Below are 22,741 nucleotides of genomic sequence, written 5' to 3' on the forward strand. Positions count from 1 at the left end.
CGGGGCGAGCGATTCCTGCGAGGCGGATTCGTCAAGTACGACTTCGAAGTGCAGGGCACGCCCGACGCGCCCACCCGGCTGCTGATCCGGGTGGGGTATGCGTTCACCGTGCGCGACGGCTTGAACGACGTACCGCCGCGCTTGTTCGAGGGCATCCGGCAGGTGTGGAACCAGTTCCAGGCCGTCGAGACCGTGCACGACGGATTTTCCACGCCACGGGGGCCGGTGCCGATCGAGTTCGAGCCCTACACCGGCAGCGATCAGGCGGTCGAGATCAGGCAGGGGCCCGGTCCGTCGAACGCTTCGCTGTACTTCATCACGCCCGACATGGATCTGACCCATCTCGCCGCCCACGAGTTCGGCCATCACATCGGACTCGCCGACGAGTACCAGCAGACGGCCGCAGACCATGAGCGTCACACGGGCGTGGCCGTACCGATCGGAGAGATCCACGGGGACGCCCCGCCGATGCAGATCGCCGAGGAGCTGCACCAGGCGATCTTCTCGCAGCCCGCGAGTGAACGTGGCGAGCGGACGCTCGAGGTCATCCGCAGCCACTCGCTCGAGCAGGGCGCGTTCGCCCAGCAGGTCGCGCGCCGCTACGTCAACAGGTACGGCCAGCGGGTGACCGACGCGATCAACGCTCGGATCCCGCAGTCCCAGGACGAGGGCTCGCTCACCAGGCGGCGCCTCTGCACGCAGCCGTTCACGTACAACGAGCCGGGCCTGATGGAGGGTGCCGAGTCGCCGGACCACAGCCACGACGTCGCACCACGCCACGTTCGCCACCTCGTCACGTTGATCTCGGAGGCCCTCGGGGGCACGTGGGAGGCGGCGCGCCGCTGATGGTCGACGGCCGTCCCGTCGTCGGTGGTCGCTGCGTCGTCGATGAAGAACAGCGTCATCGGGTGCGACCCGACCTCGAAGTGCACGATGGCACAGTCGCCCACGAGCTACCCGAACGAGTCGAGGCCGGTCCTGGCCGCCACCTCGCCGACCTCATCGAGGTCGTCGTACGCCGTGACGCAAGCCGTCGACATCGGGCATCTTCGGCGCCGACCACCTGCCCATCCGGTTCACGCCCACCTGACGATCGCGCCCGACCGACGCCGGCCGGTCGCCCGGGTACCGTCGCGGACGTGGAGCACGTCGTTCGTGAGCCAACCGTCGACGACGCCGACGCGCTGGGTCGCGTCCACGTGCGGGCCTGGCAGGCGGCGTACCGGGGCGGGCTGATGCCCGACGACTACCTCGACGGCCTCGACGAGCAGGAGCGGGCCAGCATGTGGCGGTCCGGCCTCGAGCGTCCTCCGAGGGCACGCTCACTACGCCTCGTCGGTGAGTCCGCCTCCGGCAACGTGGTGGGATTCATCGTTGTCGGGCCGGCCGACGGCGACCCAGCGGCCAGAGTCGGCGAACTGTTCGCAATCAACGTCGATCCGGATGAGTGGGGTGGCGGGCTCGGTCCGGCGCTCATCGAGCGCGGCGTGGCGGCGTTGCATCGGTTCGGCTTCGACCAGGCCGTGTTGTGGGTGCACCCTGGCAACGAGCGTGCCCGCCGGTTCTACGCCGCACGAGGTTGGATCGACGACGGTGTCGAGCGCCACCAGACCGTCCTCGGCGTCGAGGTACCAGAGGTCCGCTACTCGATCGACCTCGGATCGTCCTGATCCGCGCGGTCGCGTCGGACACGTCCTCGCCGAGTGGGTCCTGCGTGCGCCCTCTGTGCCGGTGCGATGGCTGCTGGCATAATTGAGGCCGGAGGTGAGTTCGATGCCCGGGCGAGCCGCTGCTTCCGTGCTCAGTGCCTTCCTGGTCGCTGCCTGCGCGTCCGAACGGGCCGCTGCGCCTGCGACCTCGGGACCGGTTCGCACCGAGCGATCAGTGGCGACGTCGTCTCCGCCGGGCACCGCTCAGCAGACGGGCCCGACGATGCCGGCACCCTCTGCGACGTCGGCCGATCCACCGTCGCCTGCGACATCGATCGAGTCGCACGCCGTGCTGCCCGAGCCGCCGGCGACCACCGCTGCCGTCGTCGAGGACCCACCGGCGCTTCGTCGGGGCGACGTGAGCGAGGAGGTCGCCCTGATGCAGGACGACCTGGTTCGCCACGGTTTCTCGATCGAGTCCGACGGCCGGTTCGGGCCGGCCACCGAGGCCGCCGTTCGGGGATTCCAGTACGCGCAACTGCTCGAGGTGGACGGGATCGTCGGACCGGACACGCGGGCGATGCTGACCTACGCCGACTCGGACTCGACCGTGATCCTCCGCCACGACGGTCTCGCCGTGGCCGATTTCGGCGATCCTCCCGGCATCGTGGTCCGTGTCCTCACCGAGATGCTCGGCACGCCGGAGTGGGATGCGACCGCCACCATGTCCTACTCGTGCGACGACGCCTGGTGCGAGGGCCGCGAGCGCACGGTCCGATGGGAGGCCCCGGGTGGAGCGGCCTTCTCGGTGCGATTCGAGCAGACCGACGGCGACTTCGAGTTCATCGCCTGGGATCTGTGGGGCTACGGCGACCGCACGGGCATCAGCCTCGCCACGCCGGAGGGCGTCGCGCTCGGATCCGCCGCTTCGGCGTTGCTGGCGGTCTACCCGGGGGCGGATCTCGGCGGGTGGCCCGAGCCTGGCTGCGGGGACGCCTGGTGGGACGCCAACACGTTCCGCATCAGCATGAACATGGTGGATGGCACAGGAGGCCCAGCCGAGCTGCGCGGCTCGTTCGGCGTCGACTGGGATGTGATCCGTCAGGCGCTGCACGACGCACTGATCGCCCACGGCGTACCGCAGGGCCTCGACTGCTACCACGACGTGATGTGCGCCGACGCCTTCGGCCAGTTCCAGCAATCCGTCGGATTGCCGGTGGTGGGCGGGCTGGATCGAGCCACCTGGCTGGCGCTCGGACTCACGCTTCCCCTCGATCCGACCGCCCCCGTCGAGGCACTGCGGGCGGGTCAGGAAGTCACGTCCTGCTGATGATCGACGCTCCCTGACGCTCGGCCGCCCGGCTCAGGTCCGTACGAGCCCAGCGACGCGGTCCATCAGTCGCTGCGGATCGATCGATCCGGGGACGCGACTGGCCGAGCCGTCCGCATCGATAAACAGCGTCATCGGGTGCGACCCGACCTCGAAGTGCACGAAGGCATCGTCGCCCACGAGCTGCGGGAACGAGTCGAGGCCGGTCCTGGCCGCCACCTCGCCGACCTCATCGAGGTCGTCGTACGCAGTGACGCCGACGAACTGCACGTCCTGCCCGTACTGCCGGTGGACCCATGCGACCGCATCGGCTTGCATCATGCAGAGGGATCAACCCGGCTCCCAGAAGTACACGACCGCCGGTTCGCCGGCCAGCTCGGCGACCGCGAACTCGTCGCCGTCGAGCGTCTCGAACACGTCGCCGGCCGCCACGTCGACCGTCGTGCCGCTCGCACACGCGATCGTCGAAAACGCCACGACGGCGAGCAGTCCGAGGATTCCGCGACCGCGCACCCGGCCACCGTAGCGAGACGTCGAGACCCGGGGCGATCAGTCGTCGAGACGTGGGCGTCGACGGTCACGCTTGACCTGACCCCGCCGCTTCTTGGCGTCCACCCGTCGGGCCTTCGCTCGTTTGCTCGGCTTGGTGGCTCGTCGTGGTCGCTCCACGTGCAGGGCCTCCCGCAGCTTCGTCGCCAGACGCTGCTCGGCCAGCTGGCGGTTGCGGAGCTGGCTGCGCTCGTCGTCGACGACCACCCGCAGCTCTGGTCCGATCCGTTCCAGGACCCTCGCCCGCTGTGCTTCGCTGAACGCCGACGACGAGGTGAGGTCGAACCGCAGCTCGACCCTGGTGTTGCTGCGGTTCGCGTGCTGACCGCCAGGCCCCCCGGAGGGGCTGAACGACACATCGAGCTCGTTGCGAGGGATGCGCACCGCCCGGGTGACGACCAGATCGTCGGCCATGCGACGATCCTGCCACGCTGGTCGGCATGGGAGATCTCAAGATCGGCTACAGCACCGGCTACTGGAGCAAGGGCCCGCCGCCCGGTGCGCTCGAGGCCATCCAGGAGGCCGACCGTCTCGGCTACGACTCGTTCTGGACGGCCGAGGCGTACGGCTCCGACTCCCTGACCCCACTCGCGTGGTGGGGGTCGCACACCGAGCGGATCAAGCTCGGCACCTCGATCGTGCAGATGTCGGCCCGCACGCCCGCCGCCACCGCCATGTCGGCGATCACGCTCGACCACCTCTCGGGCGGCCGATTCATCCTCGGTCTCGGCGCCTCGGGACCGCAGGTCGTCGAGGGCTGGTACGGCCGTCCCTACCCCAAGCCGCTCGCCCGCACACGCGAGTACGTCCAGATCGTTCGCGAGATCGTCAAGCGCGAGAAGCCGACCGAGTTCCACGGCGACCACTACGACCTGCCCTACCTCGGCGACGACGGCATGGGCCTCGGCAAGCCGCTCAAGTCGACCGTGCACCCGTTGCGCAACGAGATCCCGATCTACCTCGGCGCCGAGGGCCCCAAGAACGTGTCGCTGGCCGCCGAGATCTGCGACGGCTGGCTGCCGCTGTTCTTCTCGCCGAAGGACGACGGCTGGTACCGAGAGCGGCTGCGGATCGGCTTCGAGGCGAGCGGCGAGGCCGACAAGGCCGACCGTTTCGAGGTGGCGTCGATGCTGACGATCATCCCCGGCGACGATGTCGAGGAGTGCGCCGACCTGATGCGACCGATGGTGGCGCTCTACGCCGGCGGGATGGGCGCCAAGGACGTCAACTTCCACTTCGACGTGTTCGCCCGTATGGGATGGGAGCACATCGCCACGCAGGTGCAGGAGCTGTACCTCGAGGGCAAGAAGCAGGAGGCCGCCGCCCTGATCCCGCTCGAGATGGTCGAGGACGTGGCGCTGGTCGGTCCGATCGACAAGATCCGCGACGACCTCGCCCGCTGGCGCGAGACCTGCCTGACCACGGTGCTGGTCAGTGGCCGCGCCGACCAGCTCGAGATGCTCGCCGACCTCGTGACCGGCTGAGAGCGTCAGCGGATTCGGGGCACGATCGATACCGTGACCTCGTCGCCGAGCTCGATCGAGTTCGTGCGGCGCACGGCGGCGCTGAGGGCGAGGAAGTGGCTGCCGTCGCCCTTCGGCATCAGCGAGGTCGGCCACGTCGACGCGCCGACCGTCGCCTCGACGGCGTAGAGACCACGGTCGGGCGCCTCGTCGAGCTCGGCGACGACCCATGACGGCGCCGCCACGTAGTGCCACCCGCCCTGCTGCGGGAAGACCTCGACCTCGCCGGTGAACTCGATCATGGACCGTGACCTCAGTCCCGGTCCTGCCACGTGCACACGCACGCCTCGTTGCCCTCGGCGTCGGCGAGCACCCAGAACGCCCGCGCTCGAGCATCGCTGACCAGCCGGCCGCCTGCATCGAGCGCGGCGCGCACCCGCTGGTCGGCGAGATCGTGGGGAACCAGCACGTCGAGATGGAGCCGATTCCGCTCGGTGCGCGGCTCGTCCATCTGCTGGAACCACACGTCGAACCCGCGCCGAGCGGGGTCGACCAGCGCACCCTCCACCTCGTCGTAGCCGAGGACCGCCGCCCAGAACGGCCGGATCCGCTCGGCGTCCATCGTGTCGATCCCGAGTGAGTTGAGCTGCGCCGACGTGGCGGTCGCAGCAGCATCGTGCGAGCGGGCGATCGACGAGATCGACTGCGCCAGGCCCACGTCGAGCGACGTCAGGGAACCCGTCGCGTGCGTGGTGAGTGCGACGGCGACGTCCCCCGGATAGCGGACGTCGAGATCGGGATGGTGGACGGCCGCCTCGGCGATCGCCACCACGAGCTGCGCCGCAGCGGGGAAGGACCCGGCGCGGAACGTCGCGGCGAGAATGCGACCGACCACCCTCCAGTCGTCGAGCCCGTCCATCTCGGCGATCTCGGTGGGGCTGACGCGCGTGTACTGCATCGGATCAGTTCACCAGCCGCGACGGTCCGCCGCCAGCTTGCCGTGCGCGGCCGCGTCCGCTCAGTCGCAGCAGCTGTCGCGCCAGCCGCACCCGGCGCACTTGAAGTGGGCGTGCTCGGGGAACAGATCGCCGCCGCACAACGGGCACTCCGGGTAGGTGCCGAGCGGCGACCGGCAGGCGGGCGCCGCCAACGGGCCGTTCCCGGCATCATCCGTGCTGCCGGGCGTCGGGACGTCGACGTGTGACATGAGTCCGTCAGCCTGGCACGGCTCGCACCCCTCACACGCGGATCCCTCCGCGGTAGCTTGACCGGCGGGTCAAGCGGCGGCCCCACCACCCCCATGACGACGATCGCGACCACCCCCTTGCATCACGGGCACGAGCCCGGTTCGGCGCGGGCCGCGCTCTCCTACCGCGACTTCCGGATCCTGTTCGCGGGCACCGCCCTGTCGAGCGTCGGCACCTGGATGCAGAACTTCACGCTGCCTGCCTACGTCGACGCCCGCACCAACTCGGCGGCCCTGGTCGGCCTGCTGATGTTCGTGCAGCTCGGCCCACTGCTCCTCCTGTCGATCCCGTCGGGCATCATCGCCGACCGCGTCGACCGCACACGCCTCGTGATCGCGATGCAGAGCGTCATGCTGGTGATGTCGATCGTCCTCGCCGCGCTGATCGCGGCCGAGACGCCGCTCTGGACCGTCTTCGTCGCGCAGCTGACCATCGGCATCGCCAACACCGTCAACGCACCTGCCTTCAGCGCCAGCATCCCGATGCTCGTCGACCGGCGCGACCTCGCGGGCGCCGTCAGCCTGAACTCGGCGATGATCAACGGCAGCCGGATCATGGGCCCGGCGCTCGCAGCGCTGCTGGCCGCGCTCGGACTGTCGATCCCCCAGCTGTTCCTCGTCAACGCCGGCACGTTCCTGTTCCTGATCGTGCCGCTCGTGTTCGTGGCGCTCCCGCAGCCGACCGGGAACCTGCCCGAGCGCGGCTGGCGCAAGCTCGCCAGCGGCATCAACATCGTGCGCCGCAGGCGCGTGCTCGCCCGCACCGTCGGGACGATGTTCTTGTTCTCGCTGGTGTGCCTGCCCTACATCGGCCTGTTCCCGTCGGTCGCCCGGCTCAACTTCGGGCTCGATGCAGGAGGTCCGACGTACAAGTGGCTCTACGTCGTGTGGGGGCTCGGCGCGTTCCTCGGCGCGCTGGCGGTCGGCACGTGGTTCTCCTCGTTCGACAAGCGCCGCCTGATCCCGGCCGGCCTGCTCTCGTTCTCGATCGCACTCGGGCTCTTCGCCGTCCTTCCGTCGGTCGGGCCGGCGTTCCCGGTCGCCCTGGTGCTCGGGTTCGTCTACTTCATGACGGCCACCGCCCTCGCCTCGGTGCTCCAGCAGAACCTCGCCGACCACGAGCGTGGCGCCGCGATGCCGCTGTGGTTCATGGCGTTCGGCGGCACGGTGCCGATCGGCAACCTCCTCGGCGGCCCGATCATGGATGCCATCGGCGCACGGTGGGTGCTGGGGTTCGGCGCCGCGTTCGCCGTGTTCCTCGCCTGGTGGGCCAACCTCGGCCGCCTCGCCGAGGGGGACTTCCTCCACGAGGACGACGGCGGCGAACCGTTCCGCCCGGTGAACGCCAACCGCCTCTTCTGAGACGCGCCAGCGAGAGCCCGCGAGACCCACGGGGCGTCGCCTCGCCTCAGCCGGCGAGCAGCTCGTCGGCGATCCGTTCGAGGCCGGCCACGCGGCTGGCCTTGACGAGCACGGCGACGCCCTCACCGATCCCGCCGAGCGCCGCGACCGGATCGTCGGCGGGCTCGACGCCGTACAGGTCGGTGCCGACGGCGATCAGCTCGATGGCCCGCGCCGATGCCTCCTCGGCGATGTGTCGATGCGCCACCGCCGGGTCCGCGAGCTCGGCCATCAGGCCGACGACGGCGACGCGGCGATTCGCACGGATGCCGGCGAGCGCGTCGAGCGCCGCCAGCATCGAGTCGGGGTTGGCGTTGTAGGCGTCGTTGACGACGATCGCACCCGACGCAGCACGTGCGACCTCCATGCGCATCCGCGACACCGAAGCGTCGGCCAGCGCCGAGCACGCCGCGTCGATGCGCCCCTCGACCACGCCCGCAACCGCGATCGCGGCTGCTGCGTTGGACGCCATGTGCGCGCCGCTGACGGAGAGCGCGACCTCGCCGCTCCCCCACGGCGTCTCGATCCGGAACCTGGGGCGGGCCAGCTCGTCGAGCTCGAGACCCGTGATCCTCACGTCACCGTCGATCCCGTACGTCACGACGGCGTCGCCCGCATGCTCGGCCATCGCTGCGACGCGGTGGTCGTCGGCGTTCAGGATGGCGGTGCCACCCTCACCGAGCGCCTCGACCAGCTCGCGTTTGGCCCGCGCGACACCTTCGATCCCGTCGACGCGCTCGGTGTGTGCTGCAGCGACGGCGGTCACGACCCCGATCGTGGGTGCGGCCACCTCGCACAGGCGAGCGATCTCGCCGTAGCCGCGCATCCCCATCTCGACGACGAGCGCCTCGGCGGCATCTGGCATCGCCAGGACCGTCACCGGCAGGCCCTGCTCGTTGTTGAAGCTGCGGTCGTTGACGTGCACCGTTCGACTGGCACCGAGCGCCGCGGCGATGAAGTCCTTCGTGCTGGTCTTGCCCACGCTGCCGGTCACGCCGACCACCGGGACGTCCAGCCGCCGCCGTGCCCAGGCGGCGAGATCCATCAGCGCAGCTGCGGTGTCGGGCACGACGATGGCCGTCGCCAGATCGTCAGCCGGCTCCTCGCTCGTCAGGTACGCCACGGCGCCGGCGGCAACTGCCGCGTCGATGAAGTCGTGGCCGTCGCGTTCGGCGACGATGGGCACGAACAGCTGGCCCGATGTCAGCGCACGGGAGTCGAACGAGGCTCCGTCGACGGCGACGTCGTCGCCGACGAGGCGGCCGCCGGTGGCCACCGCCACGTGGGATGCCAGCAATCTCACGACTCCGAACGGTACCGTCGCGTCCGTGGCGAACGAGCGGATCAACCTCGTGGTGCTGTTCGGCGGTCAGTCTGCCGAACACGACGTGAGCTGCACCACTGCGACACACGTGCTCGCCGCCGCCGATCCCGACAAGTATCGGGTCACCCCGATCGGCATCTCGACCGAGGGCGAGTGGGCGCTGGCGACCGAGGCGCAGGCCGCCCTCGCAGCGGGCGCGGGCGAGCTGCCGTCGCGCCTCGACCCGTCGGGCGACCGGCTATCGCCGTCGGTGATGCTCGGCGATGCCGCGGACTCCCCCGAGCGCACCGTCGTCCTCCCGCTGCTGCACGGCCCGCTCGGCGAGGACGGCACCGTGCAAGGCCTGATGGAGCTCGCCAACGTCGCCTACGTCGGCTCGGGTGTGCTCGGCTCGGCGGTCGCGATGGACAAGGCGATGGCGAAGCAGGTGCTCGCCGCCGCCGGTGTGCAGCAGGCCCGCTACCGGGCGTTCCCCGAACACGAGATCACCCCCGGTCTCCCCGCCGAGCTCGCGGACGAGCTCGGTCTGCCCTGTTTCGTCAAGCCGGCCAACATGGGGTCGTCGGTCGGCGTCACCAAGGCGAAGACGGTCGAAGAGCTCCGCGACGCGATCCACTACGCCCTCACCTACGACCAGTGGGTCGTCGTCGAGGAGGGCGTCGTCGGACGCGAGATCGAGGTCGCCGTGATCGGCAACGAGGAGCCGTTCGTCTCGCTGCCCGGCGAGATCGTGCCCGGCGACGAGTTCTACAGCTACGACGACAAGTACGTCAACGACGCCAGCACGGGTCTCATCCCGGCGCCGATCTCACCCGAGCAGACCGCGGAGGTGCGAGCGATGGCGCTCGAGGTGTTCACGGCCCTGCGTTGCGACGGCCTCGCTCGCTGCGACTTCTTCCTCGAAGAGGAGGGGCCGGCGCGCGGCTTCCTGTGCAACGAGGTCAACACGATGCCCGGCTTCACGCCGATCTCGATGTTCCCAAAGATGCTGATCGCGAGCGGCATGACGTACGGCGAGATCATCGATCGGCTCGTCGAGCTGGCGATCGATCGCCACCAACGTCGCCGCCGCAACACCAAGCACTGACCGCGACCAGCCACCGGGCACGCAGTGCTCGTACGTTGGGGAGATGGACGAGCAGGCTCAACCCGACACGTTGAACGAGATCGGCGTCCTCAAGCGACGCGAGATCGAGGCCCGCATCGTCGCCCCGCTGCTCGAACGGCTCGCCGACGAGTACGGAGCCGGCGTCTACGAGATCGCCGCCGACACGATCGCCAGGGTCGCCCGACAACAGGGCCGCTCGATGGCGGCGGCAGCCGACGACGACTCGCTCCCGGCCTTCGCCGCCGGCCTCGCGGCGTTCTCCCAGGACGGGGCGATGGACAGCGAGATCGTCGAGCTCAACGACGACACGTTCGCGTTCGACGTCACGCGCTGCGGGTACGCAGACATGTACCGGGCGCTCGGCCTCGCCGAGCTCGGTGCCACGATGTCGTGCAACCGCGACGGGTCGTTGATCGAGGGCTTCAACCCGAACGTCGAGTTCACACGGACCAAGACGATCATGCAGGGCGACGACCACTGCGACTTCGTGTTCCGGCTGCGCGACACGCCGGTGTCGGTGACCGAACGACCGGACGCGGACCCCGACTCATGACCCCTCGTCTGCCTCGTGCGACATCGGTCCGCTGAGGGACGCGAACGCCAGCACGGCACCGAGCGCGAGACCGAGGGCCGCACCCGCCACGACGTCGAGCAGGTTGTGCTCGCCCTGGTAGATCCGGGCCACGCCGACCATCCCCGCCCAGCACCCCACGACGATCCGCCACCGCATCGTCACGAACGCCATCAGCAGCAACGCCAACGCGAACGCAGTCGCGACATGACCGGAGGGGAAGGCGGCGCCGGCGAACTCGGTCCCGCGGACCTCGATCTCGGAGCCGATCGACGTGAACGGCCGCTCCCGATCGACCGCCGACTTGATCGACGACTCCACGAAGATCCGGATCGGGGGCACGAGCGCGAACGGCACGAGGTACGACCAGCGACGCGTCGACCAGACGACGACCAAACCCGCGACGACCGGGGCGAGCATGATCCCGACCTGTTGCAGTGACCACATGATCGGCTCGAGCCAGCCGGGCCAGCCGTTGATCCAACGTGCCACCGTCGCCTCCCACGCCGGTACGTCGCCGGACGCCGCGACGAGGCTGGTCACGACGATCGCTGCGACGGCGACGGCCACCACGGTCGCTGCGGTGCGACCGTCGATCCGCCACCGCAACCGCAGCAGCTCTCGTCGTGCAGCCACCGCGGGGTCAGAGGTTGTCGGTCTGGCGGAGGTACGTCAGCGCCAGCCAGCCCGGCAGGATCGGCAGCCAGAACGTGACCAACCGGTACAGGAACACCGCCGGCACGACGACCTCGGCGTCCTCGACGGTGTTCAGCGCGGCGATCAGCGCCGCCTCGGCCGCGCCGAGACCGCCAGGGGTCGGCGCTGCGTTCGCGACGGCGGTGCCGGTGAGGAAGAGCAGGCCGACCGCAGGCAGGCTCGCCGTCGAGCCGAACGCCTCGAGGCTGGCGATCATCGCCGCCAGGTAGAAGAGCGTGATCGCCGCCGAACCGCCGAACAGCAGCCCGAGCCGCGCCGGGTTGTGGGCGACGGCCTGGAGCGACTCCCACCCGGAACGCAGCTGGGGCACGACGTGGGTCACGAGGAGCCGCCGGGTCGGCGGCACGAGGACGGCGCCGGCGACGACGATCAGGATCGCCGCCAGCCCGAGGCCGATGGCCGCGGGGCTGGGGAGGCGCAGGCCCTGGGCTTCGGTGCCGCCGCTCGCGAGCAGGAGGAACGCGAGCGTCAGGATGACGTGCACGATCACGCCCGCCACCGCGTTGAGGCCGACCGCTGTGACGCTGACGGCCGTCGGCACGCCCTGCCGCTGGAAGTAGCGGACGTTGGTCGCGACGCCACCGACCTTGGCCGGTGTCACCCGGTTGGCGAACGAGGAGGCCACCTGGGCGGCGAGCGCCGGCCCGTAGCGGAGGCGGATCGGGATCGCGCCGAGCAGGCTCGCCGTCGCGGCGAGATACGTGGCGATCGAGAAGCAGACCGCCGCGAGCGCCCACTCGGGCGACGCGTCCCTGGCCTGCGACCACAAGCTGTCGAGATCGGTGAGCTGCGGCACGAGGAACCAGGCACTGAGCACGACCGTGGCCAGGACGAACACGGTCTTCGTGTCCACACGTTCCAGCCGCACCGGCTCCTCGGGCTCCAGCCCGCACGCCTCGGCCAGGCGGAGACGCAGGTCGTCGACCCCTCCGGCCGCCGCAATCTCCTCGCGGGTGACCCTGGTCAGCGCCAGTGGCTGCATCCACGGGAGCGCTTGCGCAGTCGCTTCCCGGCCGAGCACCCCGACCGCTGCACGGATCGCCCTGTCGGCCCCGACCGCGGCCGACGTCGACGCGAGGAGCTCAGCCAGATCCGTCCCCAATCGCTGCTCCGAAGCGGCGAGCTCGGCTCCCCCGTAGTGCACGAGCCACGGGCGCTGCTCGTCGTCGATCACGACGTTGCCGAGCCGGAGCCCACCGTGCGCGATCCGCGCCCGCTGGAGCAGGCGCACCTCGAGCCAGATCGCGGCGAGGACGTCGTCGGGTACCTCGGGGAGCGTGCTGGCGTTGGTCCCGTTGATCCACTGCCGGGCGAGCACCATCCCGTCGACACCGGCACCGGCGACACCGACGATCGCCGGCGCCCGCACGCCGCGACTCGCCGCGTGCTGCCAGACGAGCGCCTCGTGCTCGACGGCGCGGCGCAGGCTCGTGAACGGCCGGTGGTCGCCGGTCTTGCGGAGCCGCAGCCAGCGCGTGGCGCGCATCACCAGGTCGCTGCTGTGCTCGTCGCGACCGAAGCCGGCGACGAAGAGCTCGTCGCCCGCCGCGGCCGAGGCACGCCAGCCGTCGCGCGAGATCGCCGGCGTCCGTTCGAGCGTGGCGACGTCGAGGCCGGCAGCAGCGAGCCCACTGCGAACGTCCACCTCGTCGAGGGCGAGATCGTGTCGCCCGAAGATCACGAGCACGAGCGAACCGATGACGAGGCCCACACCGACGTCGGCGAGCAGTGCCAGTGGCGGCACGCCGACCGTGAGCACGGACACCGCGGCATAGACCGCCACCACGACTCCCGCGCGCCGCACCACGGCCGTGGTGAGGAACGATCCGGCGATCGTGACAGCTGCGATGGCAGCCGCCAGCAACGGGTCCGCCGGGCTGAGCCGACCGTCGCCGCCACCGACCCGGAACAGGGGGACGTCGACGGCGAACGCGCGGCGCACCTCCTCGTCGACGATGTCGTCGACGAGACCGCCGACCGCGATGCTCGCCAGTGCCGCGAGCGCGACCCCGAGCGCGAGCAGCAGGAACCGCCGGTACCGGGTCGTGAGCAGCGACCACAGCGCGACCGAGACGGCACCGGCGATGACGACGGAGGCCAGCGTGGCGGCGGCGACGTCGCGCACCCAGTCGGGCAATCGGTCGGTGTTCGCCGTCGTGTCCTCGGCCAGCCCGAGCAGCATCGAATCGAACGTGTTGGCGAGCACGATGCCGAGCACGACGAGCGCCGAGCCCGTGGCGAGCCGCACGACGTCGACCGACGATCGAACGTGCCGTCGATCGAGCGCCCGGCCCGCGGCGCGACGCTCGGCCGGCGGAGCGGCCGTCAGCGTCACGATTGCACCTGGGGCTCGACGTCGCGGCTGGCACGCAGCGCCGCGGTCCGGTCGGCCTCACGGTTGAGGAAGGCGAACCACAGCACGGATGCGAACGCCGTGCCCAGGGCGGCACCGGTGACGGTGTCGAGCACGTTGTGCTCGCCGTAGTACATGCGTGCGATCGCCACGATGACGGCCCACGCCCACGGCAGCGGACGCCATCGCGGCGGCAGGAAGGCGCTGACCAGCACGGCGAACGCGAACGCCGTCGTGCAGTGGCCCGACGGGTACGCCAGGCCCTCGAAGTTCGGTCCTCGAACCTGGATCTCTGGCCCGATCGACTCGTAGGGCCGCGAGCGTTCGACGAGCTGCTTCACGATGCCCTTCTCGATCGTGAGCTTCAGCGGCCCGACGAGTAGGAACGGCACGAGGTGCTGCCACCGGCGCGTGAAGACGACGACGATGATCGTGCCGCCGATCGCCGGTGCGGCGAACACGCCGACCTGCTGGAGCACCCACATCGGTGGTTCCAACCAGTCGGGCCAGCCGTTGATCCAGCGGAGGATGTCGGCCTCCCACTCGGGGACCTCGCCGTCCCAGGCGATCGCCGAGCCCCAGAGCACCGCTGCCACCGAGACGACGAGGATGACCGCCAGCGTTCGGAGCGAGAGGCGGTCCCGAACCTCGAAGAACTGCTCACTGGATCCCGTGTCGCCGGCCGTCGCCATCACAACTCCTCATCGACGAAGGTCTCGCGGACGTTGTCGGAGAGCACCTCCCGGTCGGCCATCTGCACGATGCCGCCGAGCTCGACCGAGAGCCCGGAGGGCACTTCGGGGTCGAACTCGAACCGCCACCAGAGGCAGCCTCCCTCGAACGTGTAGTAGCGGTCGGCGACGAACGCCGGCGCGACCGCACGGATCCGTTCGTACCGGAGCACGCCGGGGAACTCCGACGGCGTCGAGAGCGCGTCGCCGGTGTCGCAGGTGGCGGTGTAGTGCATGATCGCGCTTGCGGACCCGGCCCGATCCGAGTCCAGCTCGATCCTCGTCCCCGACTCGTCGATCTTCACCTCTTCGTACTCCCAGCCGCGCGGCAGGGGGTCGAGGCACATCACCTTGCTCGCGCCCGGCACCGACTGGGCGACGATGATGACCGAGGTGTCGCCCTCACAGGCCGGCGCTTCGATCGTCTCCTTGATCGCACACGCAGCGAGGCCGGCGACGCCCGCAACACCGAGCAGGGAGCCGACCATGGGCCGGAGCCGGCTCACGGCGACAGTCCGATCTCCGGCAAGCTGCCGAAGAAGATGGCCATCACGAGCATCGCCACGAAGGCCACCCACAAGGTGAGGGCGGCGCGCCGGATCGACCATCGCTGGATCGCCACCGGCTCCCTCGCCGGCGCCAGTTGGCGGAACCGCTCGAGCAGCTCGCGGCCGTCGCGCTTCACGTCGGCCCGCAGCGCGGACGGCAGTGTGACACCGCGCGACGCGGCGAAGGCCTCGGCGATCTCGTCCTCGCTGAACCGCAGTCGAGCCCGCTCGTAGACCAGCTCGGGGTTCGAGCCGAGGGCGAGGACGAGCATCATGTTCGCCAGGTCGACGGCCTCTCGCCAGGGCGACGGGCGAACCTGGCCGAACGCGACGTCGATCAGGCGGAGCCGATCGCCCTGCACCATCACGTTCGCCGGTTTGATGTCGCGGTGAGCGAGACCGGCGTGCCAGAGCGCGTCGACGGTCGCGAGCGCACGGTCGATCAGCTCGACGGTGATCTCGGTCTCGCTGATCTCGGTCGCGCCCTCGAGGAACTCCGACACGAGCAGGTACTCGCGGTCGGGCGTGATCTCGACGATGCCGCACGGTTCCATCGTGTCGACCCCGGCGCGGCCCATGACGTGGAGCATGTAGTCCTCGTGCTGGATCAGGCGGCGCACCGAGGTGAAGTGCTGCTCGTCCTCGAGCCGCCCGTACAGCAACGTGCGCCCGAGCTTGTACGAGCGGTCGGAGCGCAGGTGGCTCCTGGCGTAGAGCTTGGCGAACAGATCCGGGCCGTCGCGCTGCTGGATGCGCAGCGGCGTGGACCCGGCCGAACCGGCGAGGCCGACCGGCTGGAGATGCGTGACCTCGACGCCGAGTTGGGTCTGCAGCGCCCGGCGGATCGCCTCGCCGCGCGCGCCGGTCACGTCGAGGTGCGCGGTCTTGCCGGTGTGGTACCGGATCGGGAACACCTGCTCGGGTGCTCCGCTGCGATAGAGCAGCAGGACGATCGCGACCCCCACCGTGGCCGCTGACGTCAGGTCGGTCGGATGGTCGACCGCGAGGTAGACCTGCGCGACACCGAACCATGTGACCAGCACAGCGGTTGCCACGAGCCACGCGCGCCGCATCGTGCCACCCGGCACCAACGTGAGCCCGAACGCCATCAACGCGATAGTCAACAACGTGATCGGCCGAGACGGTTGTGCGAAGCCCTCCCAGTCGCCGAGCCGCTCGAAGCCGAGCGGCCGCGGGCGCTGGATCTCGTTCGCGACGAGCGTCGCGACCACCGAGCCGATCGTCGCCGACGCGACGAACAGCAGGACGTGGCGGATCCGCTTCGCAGCCAACCCGATGATGATCGTCGTCCAACCGACGGCGAACGTCACCCACGGGATCGCCTCGTTGGTCCACTCCATCACCGATGTCAACCAGCCGACCCGGTTGTTCACGATCGGCTTCATCAGTTCGAGGTCGCGCTCGGTGATCCAGATCGCCGGGTCGTCGGACAGGAACACCCACAACCAGATCGCCGCCCAGAACGCGAACGCGATCAGCCACCCGATCGCCACGCGGTTGATCTCCCGGGGCAGCGGTGGCGGCTCGCCCGACGGTCGGCGGACACGAATCTCGGGGCGTCGGTGACTCGAGTCACCATGCGTCATCGGGATCCGCGTCGTCGTCGCCACGTCGGCAAGGGAGTCCGATGCCGATGAGGTCAGCTGCTCGGGACGTCCGCCAGAACCATTGCCGTCATCGGACGCGAACCCGGCACACACGTGCAACCTTAGGCAGGCGCCGTCTCGGCGGACCAGGGTGCTTTGCCTCTACCGCGTACTGCGGCGTGTCCGGGGAATTCGCTCACCCGGGCGCGAGCGCGGCCCGGAGGAACGCTCGCAACTCGTCGCGCAGCCGACGCAGTCCAGCCGGCGTCGCCCGCCAGCCGGCGGCGCTGAGCGCCTCGGGTTCGGTGGCGATCCCCGTGACCGTGGCGTACGCGAGCGCGGCGATCAGACCGGGATCGGCTCGACGGAGGCGCCCGCGGTCCATCTCGACGCCGAGATAGTCCACCGCGCGGTCGACCAGCGGTTGGACGTGGCGGCGGAGACGATCGGCCTGCGGCTCGGGCAGCCGGCTGACCTCGCGGACGAGACCGAGCATCGCCGGACGGCGGACAGCGGGCCGGAAGACGGCGCGGACGACGGCGTCGATCCGGTCGAGCGGATCGTCGTCTGCGGCGCGGACGGCGGCGTCGATCACGACCACCAGCTCGGCGGCGACCGTCTCGAGGACGGCGTCGACGAGGTCGTCCTTCGACGCGAACCAGTACAGGACGGTCTGCTTTCGGACGCCCACCTCGCGGGCGATCTCGTCGAGCGACACGGCGTCGACGCCACGGGCGCCGAACAGGTCGAGCGCCGCATCGAGGATGCGTTCGCGCGTCGGCCGATCGCGGCTGGTCGGGGACATTGCGGTTGCCATTGATGAACTCTCTACCATTTGGTAGACATGGGTCATTGTGATCGCCGAATCGCTCGCTGGCAAGCGCATCGCCATCACCGGGTCGACCGGCTTCGTGGGCACGGCGCTCGTCGAGCGGCTCCTGCGAGGCGTGCCGGAGTGCGACCTGATCCTGCTGGTGCGCGATGGCCGGCGCACGCCCGCAGCGAAGCGCACCGAGAAGGAGATCTTCAAGAACGACGCCTTCGACCGCCTGCGCGATCAGCAGGCCGAGGCCGGCGGCGAGACGTTCGAGCAGATGACGGCGCGCCGCGTCACCACCGTGGCCGGCGACGTCAGCGCCGACGGTCTCGGCCTGGGTGAGGCCGAGAGGGCGACGTGGGCGAGCGCCGACGTCATCATCCACTCGGCGGCGACCGTCTCGTTCGACTCGCCGCTCGATCGTGCGGTCGAGATCAACCTGCTCGGCCCGACCCGCATCGCCGCGCTGTGCCACGACCTCGGCGTGACCCCGCACCTCGTCGCCGTCAGCACCTGCTACGTCGCCGGCAACCGGCGCGGCAACGCACCCGAAGAGCTCGTCAGCGAGGGCCCGTTCGACATCGGCCTGTCGTGGCGCGCCGAGGTCGACGCAGCCCGCCGCCTCAAGGGCGACACCGAGGCCCTCAGCCGACAACCCGAACGGCTCGCCGAGTTCCGCAAGGGGGCTCGCAGCGAGCTCGGCGCCGCCGGCGCACCGGCGCTCGCCGGCAAGACCGAGCAACTCCGGGAGCGCTGGGTGAAGGACCAGCTCGTCGAGGCCGGCCGGGCACGCGCCGCCAGCGTCGGCTGGCCCGACGCCTACGCGTTCACGAAGGCGCTCGGCGAGCAGGCGCTCACCGACACCAAGGGTGACGTCCCGGTCTCGATCGTGCGCCCGTCGATCATCGAGTCCGCGTGGGCCGAACCGCGCCCGGGTTGGATCCGCGGGTTCCGCATGGCCGAGCCGGTGATCATCTCGTACGCCCGCGGCCTGCTCAAGGAGTTCCCGGGCGTGCCGGAGGGCACGGTCGACGTGATCCCCGTCGACATCGTCGTCGCGGCGCTGATCGGCGTCGCCGCGGCGGGACCCGAGCGGGCACCGGCCATCACACAGGTCGCGTCCGGCGGCATCAACCCGCTCAAGTACCGGGCGATGATCGACTTCATCAGCGGCTGGTTCACCGACAACCCGCTCTACGACCCCGAGGGCCAGCCGATCCTCGTGCCCGAGTGGAACTTCCCCGGGCGCGGCCGGGTCGAAGGGCAGCTCAACCGGGCCAAGAGCGTGCTCTCGCGCACCGAGCGAACGCTGCAGGCACTCCCCCTCCGGGGCCGCCAGGCCGACTTCACCGCGACGCTCGAGAGCCGCCGCGCCGAGGTCGAGACCGCGCTGCAGTACGTCGAGCTGTACGGCCTCTACACCGAGTGCGAGGCGATCTACCAGGTCGACAACCTGATCGCGCTCTGGGACACGCTCGACGAGGCCGACCGCGCCGCCTTCAACTTCGACCCACGTGTCGTCGACTGGGAGCACTACGTCACCCGGATCCACCTCCCCTCGATCGTGCAGCACGCCCGCGTGAAGTCGACGCCGGGCAAGTCGCGCAGCACCGACCGTATGACGCGGCTGCGACGGCAGGTGCTCGACCCGCGCCGCCAGGTCGCGGCGTTCGACCTCGAGAACACGCTCATCGCCTCGAACGTCGTCGAGAGCTACTCGTACCTCGCGACACGCCGGCTCAACGGGCCCGAACGGATGCGATACGTGATGCGGACGCTCGGCCAGGCGCCCGGCCTGTTGCGCATGGACAGCCGCGACCGCACCGACTTCCTGCGCCACTTCTACCGACGGTACGAGGACGCCCCGGTCTCCCAGATCGAGGAGGACGCGAGGGAGATGATGACCCAGCTCATCATGACCAAGAGCTTCCCCGAGGGGCTCCGGCGCGTCCGTGAGCACCAGGCGCTCGGCCACCGAACCGTTCTGATCACCGGTGCGCTCGACTTCGCGGTCGCCGGCCTGAAGCCGCTGTTCGACGAGATCGTGGCCGCCGAGATGAGCGTCCGACCGGATGGCACGTACTCCGGAGAGATGTCGACGGTGCCACCGACCGGCGAGGCACGCGCCCAGATCCTCGCCGATTACTGCGACGCCGAGGGCTTCCGCCTCGACGAGTGCGTCGCCTACGCCGACTCGACGAGCGATCTCCCCCTGATGGAGGCGGTCGGCTTCCCCGTCGCCGTCAACCCCGAGACCCGCCTGGCCGCCGTCGCCCGCAAACGTGGCTGGCTGGTCGAGAACTGGTCGAAGGCGAAGGGCGCGGCGCGCCCGCTGCTCCCGATCGGCCCGCTGCTGAGCGAACGCGAGCGACGGAGGGTCTTCAGTGTCTGACACCAGACGACACTCAGTGTCTGATACCAGACGACCCCGTGCCCTGACGGTGCCTGCTCGCCCCACGGTCGTCTGGTGTCAGACACAAGAGGGCGACGCCCGCTCGAGGCCGTCGTGAGAGCCCTGCAGATCTCCAGATCGGTCCCGAGATTCGGGATGGCGCGAATCGCGTCGGCCGTCGCGCCGGCGACCGCCGCCCGGGTCGGGCCACTCGAGTACCGGACCATCGACGACCCCGACTGCCCCGGCGACGGCTGGCATCGAGTGCACACCCGCCTCGCCGGCATCTGCGGGTCCGACCTCTCGCTGGTCGAGGGGCACGCGTCCACCTACTTCGACGAGTACACGAGCTTCCCGTTCGTTCCCGGCCACGAGGTCGTCGGCGAGCTCGACGACGGCACCCGCGTCGTCATCGAACCCGTCATCGGGCACGAAGCGCGCGGGCACCGCGCACCGTTCGACGGCGCCGCACCGGGCGACGGCGACGACTACGCCCACCTGGCGACCACGTCGGCGGACGGCGCACTCGAGCCTGGGATCCAGACGGGCTTCTGCTGCTCGACCGGAGGCGGCTGGGCACCCTGGTTCTGGGCGCACGAGACCCAGCTGCATCGCATCGACGACGCGATGAGCGACGAACGAGCCGTGCTCGTCGAGCCGCTGGCCGGCGGCATCCACGCCGCCTTGCTCGCCGGGCCGACGATCGCCGACACGGCCGACCCGATCGTCGCCGTGCTCGGCGCCGGCACGATGGGCCTGGCTGCGATCGCCGGCCTCCGGCGCTACCTGCCCGGTGTCCGGATCGTCGTCGGCGCGCGCTATCCGCACCAGATCGCGCTCGCCACCGCGATCGGAGCCGACATCGTGGTGCAGGCGTCCAAGCTCGACCGCGCCGTGCGCCGCGAGGCCGGGTGCCACCTGATCGGCGACCAGCTCAGCTCGGGCGCGCACGTCACCATCGACGCCGTCGGCACGAGCGAGTCGATCCACGACTGCCTGCGCATCACGCGGCCGCGGGGGCGAGTGGTGCTGCTCGGCATGCCGGCCGACGTGCGCCTCGACCTGACCGGGCTCTGGCATCGCGAGACCGAGCTCAAGGGGGCCTACACCTACGGCACCGAGACCTTGCCCGACGGTCAGCGGGTCCGCACGTTCGACCTCGCCGTCGACACGGCCGACCACTTCGAGGCCGAGCGCCTGCTCTCGGCCACCTACCGCCTCGACGACCACGTCGATGCCATCGCCCACGCGGCCGCCGCCGGCCGTCGCGGCGCCGTCAAGATCGCCTTCGATCTCCGAGGAGAGGACTGATGACCACGTTCACCGTCAAGTTGTGTCTGACACAACTTGAAACGCGGGGTGCGAGCGGGGAGGCGCGCTGATGCCGCGACCCGGATTCGTGCTCGACGTCGACCGGTCGACGCCGCCCATCCTGTTCTGGCGCGGCGAGGGGTTCAGCCTCGAGAAGCTGCCCGCCGACCGATCGCGCGTGATCTACCCGCCCGAACCGCTCGACGGCATCGACGACCTCGACGGCGAGATCCGCAACGCGCTGCTCAACCCGATCGACATGGAGCCGCTCCCGGCGTTGCTCGAGCCCGACATGAAGCTGACGATCGTGTTCGACGACGCCAGCCTCTCGCTGCCGAAGATGCGGCGCCCCGACAACCGCCAGCGGATCATCGAGGCGGTGCTCGACCTGGCGGCCGCGGCCGGCGTCGACGACATCCACATCATCGCCGCCCTCGGCCTGCACCGGCGGATGCACGACTACGAGCTGCGCCACGTGCTCGGCGACCGCATCTTCGACGCCTTCCAGCCCCGCGGCATGCTCTACCAGCACGACGCCGAGGACCACGACAACCTCACGGTCATCGGCACCACCGACCACGGCGAGGTCGTCGAGATCAACTCACGGGCGGCCGAGTCCGACCTGATCGTCTACGCCAACGTCAACCAGGTGGCGATGGACGGCGGTTGGAAGTCGATCACCACCGGCCTCGCGTCGTATCGCTGCCTCAGCCACCACCACAACCCCGAGTCGCTGCAGAACACGCGCAGCCTGATGGACCGTCACCACTCGGCGCTGCACCACTCGATCTGGCGGATGGGCACCGTGCTGCGCGACCAGGGCCCGAGGATCTTCCAGGTCGAGACGACGATCAACACCGAGGCGTTCCCGTCGCCGTTCGACTTCCTGAAGAAGCGCGAGTGGGAGTGGACCACCCGCGACCGGGCGACCTACCTCGCGACGTCCAAGTCGCTGAACCGGATGCCGAACAGGGCGAAGCGGAAGATCTTCCACTCGATCGAGTCGCCGTACGCGACGACCAGTGTCCAGGCGGGCTTCACCGAGTCGGTGCACGAGATCACGCTCGAGAACGTGTACCGCCAGCACATCGTCGAGGTCGAGGGTCAGACGGACATCATGACGATGGGCATCCCGTTCATCTGCCCCTACAACCCCGAGGGTGTCATGAACCCCGTGCTCGTGATGTGCATGGGTCTCGGCTACCTGTTCAACATGTACCGCGGCAAGCCGCTGGTGCGCGAGGGCGGGGTGATCATCATGACCCACCCGACGTACAAGGAGTTCAACCCCGTCCACCACCCGAGCTACATCGACTTCTACGACGAGGTGCTGGCGGACAGCCCCGACCCGGTCGTGATGTCGCAGAAGTGGGAGAAGAAGTACGCCGAGGACGAGTGGTACCACCACCTGTACCGAACCGGCAACGCGTACCACGGCGTGCACCCGTTCTACGCGTGGTACTGGGGCGCTCACGGCCAGCAGCACGCCGGGCGGGTCATCATCGTCGGCGGCGAGCCGTCGGCGGTTCGGCGACTCGGGTTCACCCCGGCGTCGACGATGGACGACGCGTTCGAGATCGCGAGCGACGTGGTCGGCCGCTCCCCCACCGTCAGCCATCTGCAC

23 protein-coding genes are annotated in these 22,741 nt (G+C 70.1%); 10 read left to right on the forward strand and 13 right to left on the reverse strand.

What is annotated here, in order from left to right; translation table 11 throughout:
* The 3 genes from QNJ12_RS15845 to QNJ12_RS15855 all read left to right on the forward strand — a co-directional run.
* A partial coding sequence (locus tag QNJ12_RS15845; RefSeq protein ID WP_300624004.1) for a hypothetical protein occupies positions 1–846 on the forward strand: 846 nt, incomplete at its 5' end.
* A 293-nt stretch (positions 847–1,139) separates the two neighbouring features.
* Positions 1,140–1,670, forward strand: a complete 531-nt coding sequence (locus tag QNJ12_RS15850) for a GNAT family N-acetyltransferase (protein WP_300624006.1) — start codon at positions 1,140–1,142, stop codon at positions 1,668–1,670.
* Positions 1,671–1,932: 262 nt separating this feature from the next.
* The gene (locus QNJ12_RS15855; RefSeq protein WP_300624007.1) at positions 1,933–2,979 is read left to right on the forward strand and encodes a peptidoglycan-binding domain-containing protein; all 1,047 of its coding nucleotides are present in this window, start codon (positions 1,933–1,935) and stop codon (positions 2,977–2,979) included.
* Positions 2,980–3,012: 33 nt separating this feature from the next.
* Here QNJ12_RS15855 and QNJ12_RS15860 read toward each other — a convergent pair whose 3' ends face one another.
* The 3 genes from QNJ12_RS15860 to arfB are packed head-to-tail and all read right to left on the reverse strand — an operon-like array spanning position 3,013 to position 3,942.
* Positions 3,013–3,300 (reverse strand): hypothetical protein, encoded by a 288-nt coding sequence (locus QNJ12_RS15860; RefSeq protein WP_300624009.1) that lies wholly within the window; start codon positions 3,298–3,300, stop codon positions 3,013–3,015.
* Between the two features lie 9 nt (positions 3,301–3,309).
* Positions 3,310–3,492 carry a hypothetical protein gene (locus QNJ12_RS15865; RefSeq protein ID WP_300624011.1) on the reverse strand — a complete coding sequence of 61 codons (183 nt, stop codon included), beginning with the start codon at positions 3,490–3,492 and terminating at the stop codon, positions 3,310–3,312.
* A gap of 36 nt (positions 3,493–3,528) precedes the next feature.
* Positions 3,529–3,942, reverse strand: a complete 414-nt coding sequence (gene arfB / locus QNJ12_RS15870) for an alternative ribosome rescue aminoacyl-tRNA hydrolase ArfB (RefSeq protein WP_300624013.1) — start codon at positions 3,940–3,942, stop codon at positions 3,529–3,531.
* A 26-nt stretch (positions 3,943–3,968) separates the two neighbouring features.
* On the opposite strand from arfB, the gene QNJ12_RS15875 reads away from it, so the two are divergent.
* Positions 3,969–5,012, forward strand: coding sequence for an LLM class F420-dependent oxidoreductase (locus tag QNJ12_RS15875; RefSeq protein ID WP_300624015.1), 1,044 nt, complete (start codon positions 3,969–3,971; stop codon positions 5,010–5,012).
* A gap of 5 nt (positions 5,013–5,017) precedes the next feature.
* Here QNJ12_RS15875 and QNJ12_RS15880 read toward each other — a convergent pair whose 3' ends face one another.
* From QNJ12_RS15880 to QNJ12_RS15890, 3 genes are read right to left on the reverse strand one after another with little or no spacing between them, the layout of a single operon-like run.
* Positions 5,018–5,293 (reverse strand): DUF1905 domain-containing protein, encoded by a 276-nt coding sequence (locus QNJ12_RS15880; protein WP_300624017.1) that lies wholly within the window; start codon positions 5,291–5,293, stop codon positions 5,018–5,020.
* A gap of 11 nt (positions 5,294–5,304) precedes the next feature.
* On the reverse strand, positions 5,305–5,949 hold the full coding sequence (locus tag QNJ12_RS15885) for a VOC family protein (RefSeq protein WP_300624019.1): 645 nt from the start codon (positions 5,947–5,949) through the stop codon (positions 5,305–5,307).
* Between the two features lie 60 nt (positions 5,950–6,009).
* On the reverse strand, positions 6,010–6,198 hold the full coding sequence (locus QNJ12_RS15890) for a hypothetical protein (protein ID WP_300624021.1): 189 nt from the start codon (positions 6,196–6,198) through the stop codon (positions 6,010–6,012).
* A gap of 93 nt (positions 6,199–6,291) precedes the next feature.
* On the opposite strand from QNJ12_RS15890, the gene QNJ12_RS15895 reads away from it, so the two are divergent.
* Positions 6,292–7,599: an MFS transporter gene (locus tag QNJ12_RS15895; protein ID WP_300624022.1), complete on the forward strand. Its 1,308-nt coding sequence runs from the start codon at positions 6,292–6,294 to the stop codon at positions 7,597–7,599.
* Between the two features lie 46 nt (positions 7,600–7,645).
* Here QNJ12_RS15895 and murF read toward each other — a convergent pair whose 3' ends face one another.
* The gene (murF, locus tag QNJ12_RS15900) at positions 7,646–8,941 is read right to left on the reverse strand and encodes a UDP-N-acetylmuramoyl-tripeptide--D-alanyl-D-alanine ligase (RefSeq protein WP_300624023.1); all 1,296 of its coding nucleotides are present in this window, start codon (positions 8,939–8,941) and stop codon (positions 7,646–7,648) included.
* Between the two features lie 25 nt (positions 8,942–8,966).
* On the opposite strand from murF, the gene QNJ12_RS15905 reads away from it, so the two are divergent.
* Positions 8,967–10,049, forward strand: coding sequence for a D-alanine--D-alanine ligase family protein (locus QNJ12_RS15905; RefSeq protein ID WP_300624025.1), 1,083 nt, complete (start codon positions 8,967–8,969; stop codon positions 10,047–10,049).
* A gap of 43 nt (positions 10,050–10,092) precedes the next feature.
* Entirely contained in the window at positions 10,093–10,623 is a 531-nt protein-coding gene (locus QNJ12_RS15910; RefSeq protein WP_300624027.1) for an L-2-amino-thiazoline-4-carboxylic acid hydrolase, read from the forward strand.
* Here QNJ12_RS15910 and QNJ12_RS15915 read toward each other — a convergent pair.
* The 6 genes from QNJ12_RS15915 to QNJ12_RS15940 form a co-directional block, all read right to left on the reverse strand.
* Positions 10,618–11,277, reverse strand: a complete 660-nt coding sequence (locus QNJ12_RS15915; RefSeq protein WP_300624029.1) for a phosphatase PAP2 family protein — start codon at positions 11,275–11,277, stop codon at positions 10,618–10,620. The two genes, QNJ12_RS15910 and QNJ12_RS15915, sit on opposite strands and share 6 nt — an antisense overlap.
* 7 nt (positions 11,278–11,284) lie before the next feature.
* Entirely contained in the window at positions 11,285–13,693 is a 2,409-nt protein-coding gene (locus QNJ12_RS15920; protein ID WP_300624031.1) for a lysylphosphatidylglycerol synthase transmembrane domain-containing protein, read from the reverse strand.
* Complete coding sequence (locus QNJ12_RS15925; protein ID WP_300624033.1) at positions 13,690–14,403, reverse strand: phosphatase PAP2 family protein; 714 nt, start codon at positions 14,401–14,403, stop codon at positions 13,690–13,692. Before QNJ12_RS15925 ends, QNJ12_RS15920 begins: the two co-directional genes overlap by 4 nt.
* A complete protein-coding gene (locus QNJ12_RS15930; protein ID WP_300624035.1) occupies positions 14,403–14,948 on the reverse strand; it encodes a hypothetical protein in 546 nt (181 codons plus the stop codon). Before QNJ12_RS15930 ends, QNJ12_RS15925 begins: the two co-directional genes overlap by 1 nt.
* Positions 14,945–16,504: a hypothetical protein gene (locus QNJ12_RS15935; protein ID WP_300624037.1), complete on the reverse strand. Its 1,560-nt coding sequence runs from the start codon at positions 16,502–16,504 to the stop codon at positions 14,945–14,947. The genes QNJ12_RS15930 and QNJ12_RS15935 overlap by 4 nt, the downstream gene beginning before the upstream one ends.
* A gap of 289 nt (positions 16,505–16,793) precedes the next feature.
* Complete coding sequence (locus QNJ12_RS15940; protein ID WP_300624039.1) at positions 16,794–17,414, reverse strand: TetR/AcrR family transcriptional regulator; 621 nt, start codon at positions 17,412–17,414, stop codon at positions 16,794–16,796.
* A gap of 37 nt (positions 17,415–17,451) precedes the next feature.
* On the opposite strand from QNJ12_RS15940, the gene QNJ12_RS15945 reads away from it, so the two are divergent.
* The 3 genes from QNJ12_RS15945 to QNJ12_RS15955 form a co-directional block, all read left to right on the forward strand.
* Entirely contained in the window at positions 17,452–19,806 is a 2,355-nt protein-coding gene (locus QNJ12_RS15945; RefSeq protein ID WP_300624042.1) for an HAD-IB family phosphatase, read from the forward strand.
* 156 nt (positions 19,807–19,962) lie between these two features.
* Positions 19,963–21,117 carry a zinc-binding dehydrogenase gene (locus QNJ12_RS15950; RefSeq protein WP_300624044.1) on the forward strand — a complete coding sequence of 385 codons (1,155 nt, stop codon included), beginning with the start codon at positions 19,963–19,965 and terminating at the stop codon, positions 21,115–21,117.
* A 70-nt stretch (positions 21,118–21,187) separates the two neighbouring features.
* On the forward strand, positions 21,188–22,741 hold a 1,554-nt coding region (locus QNJ12_RS15955), incomplete at its 3' end, for a lactate racemase domain-containing protein (protein ID WP_300624046.1).

The organism is Ilumatobacter sp. (genome assembly GCF_030065885.1).
Lineage (GTDB): Bacteria > Actinomycetota > Acidimicrobiia > Acidimicrobiales > Ilumatobacteraceae > Ilumatobacter.